General features: G+C 27.6%; 13 protein-coding genes. 8 read left to right on the forward strand and 5 right to left on the reverse strand.

The annotated features are described in order from the left end of the window. Positions 1-16: 16 nt before the first annotated feature. Positions 17-796 carry an EFR1 family ferrodoxin gene (locus ACA135_RS06440; protein WP_409197935.1) on the reverse strand — a complete coding sequence of 260 codons (780 nt, stop codon included), beginning with the start codon at positions 794-796 and terminating at the stop codon, positions 17-19. 166 nt (positions 797-962) lie between these two features. Between ACA135_RS06440 and ACA135_RS06445 the strand changes: the two genes are divergently transcribed. Together ACA135_RS06445 and ACA135_RS06450 are read left to right on the forward strand one after the other, a co-directional pair. Beyond that, on the forward strand, positions 963-2,036 hold the full coding sequence (locus ACA135_RS06445; RefSeq protein WP_409197936.1) for a hypothetical protein: 1,074 nt from the start codon (positions 963-965) through the stop codon (positions 2,034-2,036). 75 nt (positions 2,037-2,111) lie between these two features. Beyond that, positions 2,112-2,963 carry a carbon-nitrogen hydrolase family protein gene (locus tag ACA135_RS06450; RefSeq protein ID WP_409197937.1) on the forward strand — a complete coding sequence of 284 codons (852 nt, stop codon included), beginning with the start codon at positions 2,112-2,114 and terminating at the stop codon, positions 2,961-2,963. 37 nt (positions 2,964-3,000) lie between these two features. Here the strand turns inward: ACA135_RS06450 and ACA135_RS06455 are convergent, their stop codons facing one another. From ACA135_RS06455 to ACA135_RS06465, 3 genes are all read right to left on the reverse strand, one after another. Continuing rightward, positions 3,001-4,401 (reverse strand): MATE family efflux transporter, encoded by a 1,401-nt coding sequence (locus ACA135_RS06455; RefSeq protein ID WP_409197938.1) that lies wholly within the window; start codon positions 4,399-4,401, stop codon positions 3,001-3,003. 12 nt (positions 4,402-4,413) lie between these two features. After that, on the reverse strand, positions 4,414-4,884 hold the full coding sequence (locus tag ACA135_RS06460; RefSeq protein ID WP_409197939.1) for a MarR family winged helix-turn-helix transcriptional regulator: 471 nt from the start codon (positions 4,882-4,884) through the stop codon (positions 4,414-4,416). A 116-nt stretch (positions 4,885-5,000) separates the two neighbouring features. Next, on the reverse strand, positions 5,001-5,714 hold the full coding sequence (locus tag ACA135_RS06465) for a HEAT repeat domain-containing protein (protein WP_409197940.1): 714 nt from the start codon (positions 5,712-5,714) through the stop codon (positions 5,001-5,003). A 219-nt stretch (positions 5,715-5,933) separates the two neighbouring features. On the opposite strand from ACA135_RS06465, the gene ACA135_RS06470 reads away from it, so the two are divergent. The 6 genes from ACA135_RS06470 (at position 5,934) to ACA135_RS06495 (ending at position 11,569) form a co-directional block, all read left to right on the forward strand. Further along, positions 5,934-8,534, forward strand: a complete 2,601-nt coding sequence (locus ACA135_RS06470; protein ID WP_409197941.1) for an ATP-dependent helicase — start codon at positions 5,934-5,936, stop codon at positions 8,532-8,534. Between the two features lie 63 nt (positions 8,535-8,597). After that, complete coding sequence (locus ACA135_RS06475; RefSeq protein ID WP_409197942.1) at positions 8,598-9,074, forward strand: flavodoxin family protein; 477 nt, start codon at positions 8,598-8,600, stop codon at positions 9,072-9,074. 19 nt (positions 9,075-9,093) lie between these two features. Then, positions 9,094-9,522, forward strand: a complete 429-nt coding sequence (locus tag ACA135_RS06480) for an NfeD family protein (protein WP_409197943.1) — start codon at positions 9,094-9,096, stop codon at positions 9,520-9,522. A gap of 20 nt (positions 9,523-9,542) precedes the next feature. Further along, entirely contained in the window at positions 9,543-10,556 is a 1,014-nt protein-coding gene (locus ACA135_RS06485) for an epoxyqueuosine reductase (protein ID WP_409197944.1), read from the forward strand. A 136-nt stretch (positions 10,557-10,692) separates the two neighbouring features. Then, positions 10,693-11,076 carry a DUF5518 domain-containing protein gene (locus ACA135_RS06490; RefSeq protein WP_409197945.1) on the forward strand — a complete coding sequence of 128 codons (384 nt, stop codon included), beginning with the start codon at positions 10,693-10,695 and terminating at the stop codon, positions 11,074-11,076. A 28-nt stretch (positions 11,077-11,104) separates the two neighbouring features. Then, entirely contained in the window at positions 11,105-11,569 is a 465-nt protein-coding gene (locus tag ACA135_RS06495; RefSeq protein WP_409197946.1) for a hypothetical protein, read from the forward strand. Between the two features lie 99 nt (positions 11,570-11,668). Here ACA135_RS06495 and ACA135_RS06500 read toward each other — a convergent pair whose 3' ends face one another. After that, entirely contained in the window at positions 11,669-12,763 is a 1,095-nt protein-coding gene (locus tag ACA135_RS06500; RefSeq protein ID WP_409197947.1) for a formate--phosphoribosylaminoimidazolecarboxamide ligase, read from the reverse strand. Positions 12,764-12,805 lie beyond the last annotated feature (42 nt).

Genomic DNA, 12,805 nt, shown 5'->3' on the forward strand with positions numbered 1-12,805 from the left:
AATTATTTAAAATTGTTTAATAAAAGAATTCGGGTTCTTTTCTTTCACTACATTTTTTAGCAAATAGTTTTGATGCTGGAACAAACATGAGTTTATTAAATTCTCTTGCATCTTCTGGACATGCATATATACATGCAGTACATGTAATACATTTACTTCCATCTGTTGATTTTGGATTTTCTATATCGATTGCTTTTGTAGGGCATAGAGTAGCACATGTTCCACATTCAGTACAATTTTTATTAGATGTTGGTTTAAGAGGAACACCTTGAATTTCTCGATATGGTTTGTTTCCAGGAACTGTGATTTCTTTAAAGTTTTCTTTATTGTTTGTGTAATCTTCTATTTTTTCAATAGTTTTAGTTGTGAATTCATTAATTTTTTCTAAATCTTTTGAATCTGGTCTATTTTTAGCAGTTTCAGGGAATATTGAATGTTGTGCTACAAATGCTCCAGCAGTTATTGTTTTGAATCCATTTTTATCTAAGATTTCTTTCAATTCAAGAAGAGCATCATCGTAATCTCTGTTTCCATAAACAACAACGGGGATTGCTAAGGTATTATTTCCTTTTAAGTTTTCTAAATCTACTTTTACTATTTGTGGGATTCTACCACTAAATACAGGTAACCCTATAATTAGAAGTTCATCTTCTTGAAATTCTTGAAGAATTATTTTATTGTGTTCTTTTAATAGATCATAACAATCTTTTTCACCATCGAATTTGGAGGATATTTCTTTTACAACTTTTTTAGTTGTGCTTCCTGGACTAAAAAATACTTCTGAAACTTTAAACATTTTTTTAACTTCCTTGAAAATTTTTTTAAAATTAATAATTAGTTTTATTTATATAATTCTTATTAAATACTTTTTGATAAAACTTTAAAAAAATATTTTAAAAACTATTAAATATTAGTATTCATAAAAAAATATTTATATTATAAATTAGTGGAGGTTTGAAGTTTTGGTTAAATATTGTCCAAAATGTGGGAATGCAAGTTATGATAGTGCACCTAAATGTGGAAATTGTGGGTATGACTTCACAAAATCAACTAATAAAAAAGAATCTGTAAAACAAAGTAGCTTTAAAGACCAAATAATGGGTAGTTTTAAAGATTTAAGTGATTCTAAAAATGGCAAAAAAGAAAAACCTAAATCTTCTAATTTTAATAAACCATCTTTTAATATTAAAAAATTTGATTTAAGTGGTTATGATTTAAGCCAAGATAATATAAAAAAAGAAGAACCTAAAAATATTCATCCAGATTCTTATTTTATGAGTGATAAGGAAAAATATGAACGATTTAAGGCTAGTAAAGATCAAGAAGTAAGTTATACAACTGTTAAAAATACACAAAAAGAAGTAAAGAAAACACAAAAGCCAAAATCAGTTAAAACTAAAGTTCCCGAAGAACCTGATGTTTTTAAAGATATTAAAGATGTTTTTAAAAGTAATAATGAACCTAAAAAAGATTCCAGCCTTAATTTCTTAAATAAAATTAGTAGACGGAACATTGCAATATTTGTTATTGTGATAGCATTGCTTGCAATAATTATTGCAGCTGTTGGTTCAACAATGTTTACTAGTGAAGAAACACATATGGGTCCAGGAAATTATAGTAGTGATAAAGTATCATTTAGTTATCCTACTAGCTGGTCACAGTATAATAGTACTAGTGGAGACTCAGATCAAGGAGAAGTTGCTTTCCGTACACCTGATAAAACGGTGATTGGATTTAGTTGTATTAATAATAGTGATATAACACTTAATGATGTTAAAAATAGTATTAATCAAACTGCGAAATCTTTAGATGGGAAAATCATTAGTGTGAATAATATAACTATTGATGGTGTAAATGCAACTGATATATCAATAAATACTACTGGACATGGTTATTCAAGATATATATCTGTTATTCATGACGATACTTATTATAATTGGGTAATCAACAATGGTAAAAGTGATAATCCATATTTAAATGCAACAAATACATCTGCAATCAATAAGATGATAAATAGTATTCATTTTACTGATTAAACAAAATTTTTCATCTAAAATTTTTTTACTTTTTTTAAATTTTTTTTTAATTCAAATATTATTGGAGCCATTTTAATGAACATTTTAAAAGTAGCATTATGTCAAATAAATGTAATAGATAATAAAGAAGCAAATATTAAAGAAGCAGAAACTTATATAAAAATAGCTAGAGATAAAGGGGCTGAATTAGCAATATTGCCTGAAATGTTTAATTGTCCTTATGAAAATAGTAAATTTAGAAAATATTCTGAAATAGCTGAAGATAGTATTACATTACAACACATTCAAAAATTAGCTAAGGAATTAAAAATTTATATATTGGCTGGAAGTATTCCTGAAAAAGAGATTAATGAAGATGGTAGTGAATCAATATATAATACTAGCTTTTTTTATGATAATAATGGGAAATTAATTGGGAAACATAGAAAAATGCACTTATTTGACATTGATGTTAAAGGAAAAATTAGATTTAAAGAATCTGATACATTGACTGCTGGTGATGATTTTACACTTGTAGATACTAAATGGGGAAAGATAGGTTTAGGAATATGTTATGATATTAGATTCCCCGAACTAGCTAGAATACTTACACAGAAAGGTGCTCGTATACTGATTTATCCAGGGGCTTTTAATTTAACTACTGGGCCAAGTCATTGGGAAACATTATTTAAGGCACGAGCTTTAGATAATCAAGTTTATTGTATTGGTGTTTCACCTGCATTAAATCAAAAAGGAGAATATAATGCATTTGGACATAGTATTATATGTGATCCTTGGGGAGATATTGTAGCTGAAGCTAAATATGATGAAAAATTAATTACTGAAATATTGGATTTAGATTTAATTGATAATGTTCGAAAAGATATTCCTGTACTTGCAAATAGAAGAACAGATCTTTATCAAATAAATGAAGTGAAAAAGGAATAAATCTTCTTTATTTTAACTTTTTTTTAATTTTATTATTTTATAAATTTAATTTATTATTTTCTGTTATTAATTCTCCTTCTGAACCATATTGTTTTAAATCTTTATTACAATGTATATAAGAGTATATCCAACTTATACTTGCCCCAATAAGTTTACCTGATACTAATCCTATAAGTAAAATTGTAAAATTCACTTTAAATGATAATACTAAAATTAGTACAATACTTATGGGGAAGATTATTTCTTGTAATATTGCTGTAAATAAACTTGTTGGTCCTTTACCTATTCCTTGGAAGTATCCACTACATATACTGCCAATTGGTTGAGATAAAAAGAATATTATCATTACCCGTAACATTAACGTTATTTGTGGTATTAATTGTGCTGTTTGTGGAGAATAACTGAATAGTAATGCTATTTGTGGTGCAAATATAAAAATTAGAATACCTATGCTTAATCCTATTAATATTCCTAGTTTAGTTCCATATTGAAATACTTTTTTGATTCTTAAAAATTTTTTTCCACCATAAGATGCTCCTTCTACTGTAACTAATGCTAATTTTAATCCTACTGCTGGCACTATACCAAATAATATTACTCTCATTCCAGCAGTATAAGCTGCTACTGCATTTGTATTAATTATAGTGGAGAGTATTGTATTCATAAATCCTAACTGTATAGATATGCAGAGCATTTCCATACTAGCAGGTATGCCTACCATTAGCAATGCATATAATATTTTCTTATTGAGTTTTAAAAATTTTACTTTGATTTTAACATATGCATCTTTTTTTATTAATAACCAGTAAATAAGAACAATACATGGTATTATAGCGGATATAACTGTAGATACAGCTGCTCCTTGAATTCCCATATTTAATTTGAACATGAAAATAGGATCGAGTACTGCATTCATTACACCGGATAATGCCATTATGTATAATGCCCTATTCATATCACCTTCTGCTCTAAGTATTCCAGATAGCATAGCCATAAGCATGACAAATATAGCACCTGAAAATATTATGGTGTTGTATTGAACAGCAATACTTAAAATACTTTTACCACCTATAGATGAAAGTATTGGTTTTTGGAAAACTAATACAATTACTGATATAATTATAGAAATAATTATTGCAAGAATTATTGCCTGAGTTGCAGATTGATCTGCTTTATCTTTATTTTTAGCTCCAATAAAACGAGCTATAAGACTAGTTCCACCAGCAGCCATACCATTAGCAAAACCATTTAAAACTATAAATAATGGAGTAGTGACACCTAATGCTGCAAGAGCTGTTGGTCCAAGAAATGAAATCCAAATTCCATCAATAAGATTGTAAGATTGCATTATAAGCATTCCTAACATCATAGGGATCATCATTGTACGTAATGCTACTTTATAATCCCCAAAAAGTAAATCTAAATTTTTATTTGACATAAAAAATCACGGTTAATAAGAGTTTAAATCATTTAAACTTTTACTAGCTAATTTAGCTAATTCTTCACGAAAAATAGGATTCAAATTATTTATTCCCATTTTTAATTCCCATTCTAAATTATAATTAATAAATTTATTAGAAAGATTTTTCCCCTTTTCTGTTGCAAAAATTTGATTTTTTCTCCGATTATTAGGATTAACTTTTCTTAATATATATCCTTGTTCTTCTAAACTTCGTAAAGAGTTTGCTACTGTTGATTTATTTAATCCAAATGTTTTTACTAAATCTTCTTGGCTTAAACCTTCATTTGCACATATTGACATTATTAATTTTACTTCTCCTAAGAACAAATTTAATTCTTTTAGTTTATTAGACATATAACGTTGTTGGCTTCGTTCAATAAATGATATTTGAGCTATTAATGCTACTTTATCAATATATTCTTTAGGTTCTTTTATTAAAATGTCTTTTTCTGTTATCATTGTTTGTTCCTGAAATTTTTTCTTTATTATTTATTTTGTTTTAAAAATATTTAAAAGTATTGTTACAAAACAGTTTTATGACAAAACTATTAAGTTATAAAAAAAGAAAAGAAAAATTAATTTTTAAAAAAATCTTTATTTTCCTTAATAATTTTTTTCATAGCTTTAACTCGTTTTTTAGGAGTAGAACCTAAATCTTTCTCATCCACATCAACTAAACCATTTTCAACAAGTAGATTAAATTGATAAGGGATAACAGCTTCCTCTGCTTTTTGAATAGATTTATTACAAGCCTTTTTAAAATCTTTATCTTTCTCTTTACGTCTAGCCTTCTTAATTAATTTAATAGATTCTTCAGTACCTAAATCACCAAAGGATCTTATAGCAGCAAGACGAACACCCCAATCTTCATCATCTAAACCTTTAGAAATATCATCAATATTATCGTTAGCTTTTAACTCACCAAGACCACGAACAGCAACCTTACGAACAATAGCGTCATCATCTTCAACAGCTTCAGCAAGACAAGGAATAACCTTTTCATCACCAGTTTGTTTTAAAGCATAAGTAATAAATCTTTTATTTTGACCATTTTCATTATTAAATCGTTCAATAAGTTTATCAACAGCAGATTCACCCATTGTTCCTAAAATTTCTGCAGCTTTAAATCTAACAGGAGAACTTTCATCAGTAGTAGCTTCAATCAAAGGATCAATAGCAACATCATCAGTAACCCCAACTAAACTATTAACCGCTAACTTACGAGTATTAACATCTTCACTAGTTAAGTGTTCTAAAGCTTCATTCATAGATAATTTTTCATCACTCATATATCACACCAAAATTAATTAATAAAAAGTAAATTCAATAATAAAGAAAATAATATAGTTTAATTAAGCTTAATAAGCATTAACTAAATTTAATATAAAAAAATTCACTAATACAATTTTTTATTAAAACTAATATTTAAATTTTTAATAGAAAACTAGTTATAAATATTAAATTAAAAAAAAGATACAAATATAAAAAAATTATAGTTATGAATAAACATGATAAGCAAACAAGAAAAATCTTACAGCAAAAAAGAGATTTATAAAAATCTTCACCCATGGGTTAAAGAATGGTTTGATAAAACATTTACAGATTTTACACCAGCCCAAAAAAAAGCTATAATAGATATTCACCATCATGAAAATGTTTTAATCAGTTCACCAACAGGATCAGGTAAAACATTAACTGCATTTTTAAGTATTATTAGCGAACTTACAACACTTGCAGAAAAAGAAGAATTAGAAGATAAAGTTTATTGTATTTATATAAGCCCTCTAAAAGCATTAGACAATGATATTGAAAAAAATTTAGAAAAACCTTTAGAAGAAATCGAAAAAATTGCAGGAAAACCTTTAGGAATACGTAAAGCTGTACGAACAGGCGATACTAGCCAATATCAAAGACAAAAAATGTTAAAAAAACCACCACATATTCTTATCACAACCCCAGAAACATTATCAATATTACTTGTAGCACCAAAATTTAGACTTAAATTAAGCAATGTTAAATATGTTATAATAGATGAAATCCACTCTTTAGCAGAAAATAAAAGAGGAGTTCATTTATCACTAAGTTTAGAAAGATTACAATTCTTAATTGGAAACTATACCCGAATAGGCCTATCCGCAACAGTATCTCCTTTAACAGAAATTGCAAAATTTTTAGTAGGGTATGAATATGGAGTAGAAAGAAATTGCAAAATAATTGATGTAAACTATTTAAAAGAAGTGGATATGGAAGTTTTATGTCCAGTTGATGACATAGTTCTAGCAGATGATGAAGATACACGTTTAGGAATGTATGATTTAGTTGATGAATTAGCAATGCAACATAAAACCACTTTAATATTTACAAACACAAGAAGTGGAACTGAAAGTTTTGTTTATAATCTAAAAAAAATGTATCCTAAACATTATAATAGTAATAATATAATGGCACACCACTCCTCATTATCTAAAGAATCTAGATTAATAACAGAAACTAATCTAAAAGAAGGTAAGTTAAAAGTAGTTGTTTCATCAACAAGTTTAGAATTAGGAATAGATATAGGATACATTGATTTAGTTATATTAATAAATTCACCAAAAAGTGTGTCCCGAGCATTACAACGAATTGGTAGAAGCGGACATGAATTACATGAAAAATCAAAAGGAAGAATAATAGTAACTGATCGTGACGACTTAGTAGAATGTGCAGTACTTCTTAAAAATGCAAAAGAAGGTAGAATAGATAAAATAAAAACACCCGTTAATTGTTTAGATGTTTTAGCACAACACTTGTATGGAATGAGTATCGAAAATATATGTGATATAGATTATACTTATGATATAATCCGTAAAAGTTACTGTTACAAAGATTTATCCCGAGATGACTATGAAGATGTTTTAAGTTATTTAGCTGGAGAATATGTTGAACTTGAAGACCGATACGTTTATGCAAAGATTTGGATAGATTATGATAAAAAAAGATTTGGAAAACGTGGAAAACTTGCAAGAGTATTATACAGTACTAATATTGGAACAATACCAGATCGTTCTGCTGTACAAGTAAAATGTGATGGTGAAGTTGTAGGTAAAGTTGAAGAAGAGTTTATGGAAAAACTTAAAAAAGGAGATACTTTTGTTCTTGGTGGAAGTATTTATCGTTTCAATTATGGTAGGGGAATGACAATAAATGTAACTCCTTCACAAGGACCTCCAACTATTCCTTCATGGTTTAGTGAACAATTACCTTTAGCTTTTGATCTTGCAGTAGATATTCAGAGATTTAGATCTTTAATGGAAGGTAAATTTCAATATAAAAAAAGTAAAACAGAAATTTTAGAGTATATTCATGATTATCTTTATGTAGATGATTTTGCAGCTAATGCAATTTATGAATATTTCCATGAACAGTATGTTTATGCTAAAGTACCTAGTAGTAGAAAAATGTTAATCGAATATTACAAAGGTTTTGGTGGGAAAAAATTTGTTGTTTTCCATAGTTTATTTGGGAGAAAAACAAATGATGCTTTAAGTCGTGCCATTGCATATATTGCAGCTACAGAATACAATAGAGATTTAACAATAAGCATTAGTGATAATGGTTTCTATTTGAGTAGTGATAAAAAAATTAATGCACTTGAATCATTTAAAAAGTTAAATAGTGGAAATATTGATAATGTACTTGAAAAAGCATTGAATAAAACTGAAGTTTTAGCCCATAGATTCAGGGACTGTGCTGGACGTTCATTAATGACACTTCGTAGGTATAAAGGGGATCAGAAATCTGCAGGACGCCAACAAGTACGTGGAAAAATATTATTAAAATTTGTTCAGGAAATGGATAATAATTTCAGTATATTAAAAGAAGCTAGAAGAGAATCTACTGAAGATTATATGGACATTAAAGGTGCTAAGAAAGTTTTAGAATGGATTGAATCTGGTGGAATGGAAGTAGAAACTATAAGTACTTTAATACCTTCACCTTTTGCTTATAATTTAGTGAGTCAAGGATATTTAGATGTTTTAGCCCAAACAGATAAAGCCGAATTTACAAAACGAATGCATCAAGCAGTACTTGATGAAGTTAAAAGTAAACTTAAAGAGGAATATTATTAAAAAATAAAATAAAATAATTATTTTAATAAAAATTAAATATCTAAAAGAATAAACATTACTTTCATGAAGATTTTAGTAGTTTATTATTCAAGAAGCGAACGAACTAAACAAGTGGCAGATAGGATTAGACAAATCTTTCAATGCGATATTGAACGTATCGAAGATGTGGAGAGTAGAGAAGGTCCAAGTAAATTTTTAAAATCAACTTTTGAATCTATTTTAGGCCATAACACAGAAATTAAACCTTCAAAAATAGATCCTCAAGGTTATGATTTAGTTATAATTGGAACACCAGTTTGGGCAGGTACAATGAGTAGCCCCATATTCACATATATGAAACAAAACTTTTTAAAATTTGATCAAGTTGCATTTTTCTGTACTTGTGGAAGTAATGGAGCAGAAAGTACTCTTAAGAATATGGAACGACTTATTAGAAAAGAACCTGTTAGCACTTTATCTTTAACTAAAAAAGAACTAAAAAATAATATGAATGGTAAAATTAACAATTTCATAAGTGAACTAAAATACGAACTAACATGAAAAACATGGATTAAGCTTTATGATAATCGAATATATTGAATTTTGGATACTGTTAAGTATAATATTTTTACTCATAGAAGTATTAACAAGAAAATTATACTTTATAAGCATAACAATAGGAATTATTTCAGTTATAATATTAAACCTCCTAAAATACCCAATCCCCACTCAATTAATAAGTTTATTAATAGTTACAATTATTTGCATAATTATCACAAGACCAATAGCACATAAAATTAAAAAGAGTCATGAAAAAAAATTTGAAGTAAATGAATTAATTGGTGGAGATGCCATTGTTAATGACTACTTAAACAAAAATATTATTGGTACAATTCAATATGAAGGTAAAAATTGGCAAGCAATAAGTAATGAAGAATTATTAGAAGGAAGTTTAGTTACTATAGTTGGAGTAGATGGAAGAAAATTAGTAGTTGAAAAAAAATTATAAAAAAGGAGGCTATTTTTCTTATGAACACTACTTTAGCTAAAAAAATTTGTGAAAAAGCAAAAGAAATTGGTTACGATAAATGTGGAATCATAAAAATTGAAGATATTAATGGTTTTGAAAATCAATTAAATAAACGAATAAAACTTTTTCCAGAAAGTAAGGAAGACTTGAATAAACTAAAACATTATGCGCATCCAGAAAAAGAATTTCCATGGGCCAAAAGTATAATAATATGTGCTTATTCAATAAATAAATTTGAAATTCCAGAGCATTTAAATGGAAAAATTGGAAAGTACTATCTTGTAGATGGTAGACGCAATTGTGAATCTGAACAATATCAAATACAAAAGGAATTTCAAAAATATTTAGATGAAATCGGCATAAAAGCATTAATTGGTGAAGACCATGATTTAACAACTATGCGATGGACAGCATGTAAAGCTGGTATTGGTATTATTCGTAAAAATAACTTTTTTTATACAGAAGATGGATCTTATATTGTTTTAAAATCATGGTTAATAGATAAAGAATTAGAGTATAAATTTAAATCTAATTTAGAACCTTGTCCAGAGAGCTGTAGTTTATGTATTGAAATGTGTCCTACTTCTAGTTTATTAAAAGATTATGCCACAAATAAAATGACTTGTATTAGTGGGATTACTTGTAATCATGAAAATAATTTAATGGACGAACCTTTACGTGAACAATTAGGTGAATGGATTTGTGGATGTGACATATGCCAAGATGTGTGTCCATTTAATCAATGGGAAGGTCATGCAAAATTTCCTAATTTAGAAGATTTTGGTAAAAAAGTAAGTTTAAGTAAAATAGTTGAAATGGATTATTCTAAATTACAATCTATTGTTCAAAATAAATTATGGTATATTCCAGAAGATAAATTATGGAAATTTAAGGTTAATGCTTTAAACAGTATGCTAAATAATTGGCAAAAAAATATGAAAGTAGTGTTGAAATTTCAATTAAAGATTCTAATGAAAATGTTAAAAAAATGGGAAAATTTGTTAAATCCATAATTGATTACTAATATTAAAGATTGAAAAAAAATACAAAAATTTATATTGAATTTTTATTATATTATAAGTAATAAAAAATTTTTTTATAATAATATACTTAAATAATTAATTAAAAATTATTCAGGAGCTAATATGTATGGTGAAATGGAGTGCAGTAATAGTTGGATTTATTTTAGCTATAATAGTTAAATCATATTTTCCACATTATGAATTCATAGGTTTAATCCTTGTTGGATTCTTAGTAGGAATTATGGTTAAAAGAGGATTTTGGAAAGGCATGGTGAATGCTGCTGTAGCTGGTGCTTTAGGAACTATAGTTTCTGCTATAATATTTATATTACTAATTACTACAGGTAGTAGTTTACTATTTGGATTATTTGGAGGTCTTGCAGGATTTACAATATCTGGAGTTAGTAGTTTAGTTGTAGTTTTAGGATATATGATTTATTATATGATTGTTATGGGTATTGCAGGTGGATTTGGAGGATTAATTGCTGGCCGTTCACATGACAGATATTAAAAAATTTAAGTTAAAAGAGGAGTAATTTATGAAAATTTTTGAAAATGGATTTAAATCTTGGTTATTTAGTTATAATTGGATGGGTTTTATAGTAGCTGCAGCATTAACAACACTTATTGCAACATTATCTTATCAAAAATCTTTAGATTGGTTAGCACCATTTTCAGCAATAGGTTTACTTTATATTGGATATATAAGTAAAAATAAGATTTTAGCTATTATAATGGGTGCTATAGGAGCACTTCCACTTGCTTTTGTTAGTTTTTATGGGGCAATGGGCCCTATTACTATTAAAGGAATGAGTATTCCACAAACAGCAACTATTTTAATAATTCTTGTTTTAATTGTTGGTGGAGTTATAGGATTTGTAGGTGCATTCTTTAACAGTAACCGTCAAAAAGCTATAGAACAACAAAAACAAGACAATCAAAAAAAGTCAAATAAAGAAAAGAAAAAAGAAGAACGTGAAACAAGTAAAAATATTAAAAAATAAACTCTTTCTTAATTTTTTTAAAAAAAATAGGAGCATAATAAAAAAAATATTACACTCCTACTTCTTTAATCCAATATTTTATATAATCTAAAAAAGATTTTATGTTATGACTTTTTCTAAACCGCCTTCAGTTTTAATTGCTTTTTTAATTTCTAAAGCAATTCTACGACCCATACTCATACCTTCACCATATTTAAGATGACTGTAAGATGAACCGTCCATAAATGTGTTTGTTCCCCCATCAGTACGGGCACTTGTTTCGAATACAACAATTTCTAAATCATCATTAACGAGTGTTTGTAAACAGAATGGTCCATTTAAACCTGGTGCTACAAGTTCATGTGCACTTTTTACAAATTTATCTCCTAAGTCAAATGCTTGAGTTAATAATGATTCACGTATTGCAACAGGATGGTTACCAGTTACAACATAACTTGGGGATTTATCAATATCTAATTGATCTTTTGCAGGCATTCTAACAAAACCATCAATACTTGATTCATATCTTGTATCCATTCCCATAATTTCTACTTCATCTTCTAATGCTGAATAGAAATAATGTATACAATAATTACATCCAGCTACATATTCTTCAATGTGTGCTTGATCTACATCTTCGTCTTCAATCCAGCCTCTTTTTTTCATAGCTTCAATTTTTTTATCAAATTCTTCAGGGGAACTTGCTACAAAGTATCCTCTTCCTCCTCTTGCACCTGGGAATTTTACCATAGCTTCTCTATTAATTTGACTTGGATTGTCGTATTTTTGTGGAATACGTATATCCCCATTTTCAAGTAATTTGTGTTCAAGATCTCTTTCTGCTTCCCATCTTAAGATATCACGATTCCCGAACATTGGTACCATGAATTTATCTTCAACATTATCTAAACCAGCATATGCTACAAAAGATCCGTGAGGGATAACAATTGCATTCATATCACGTAATCTTTGTTGAACATCTTCATTGACTATGTCTTTAAATTTATCTACCATTATAAATTCATCTGCTACATCAAATCTTTGATATGGAACTTCACGTCCTTTTTCACAGACTACAGCTGTATGAAAACCTTCTTCTTGCGCACCACGAAGTATATGTAAACTTGTATGACTTCCTAGTGTAGCTATTGTTATATTTTCTTTGTCGTATCCTTTTAAGATATCTAAAATATCATCTTTTTTGATTTTTCCCATTTTCTAATTCTCCATTATTTAGAAATTCATAATATTTTCAAT

Origin of the sequence: Methanobrevibacter acididurans (genome assembly GCF_046197875.1) — an archaeon.
Classification (GTDB): Archaea; Methanobacteriota; Methanobacteria; order Methanobacteriales; family Methanobacteriaceae; genus Methanobrevibacter_A; species Methanobrevibacter_A acididurans.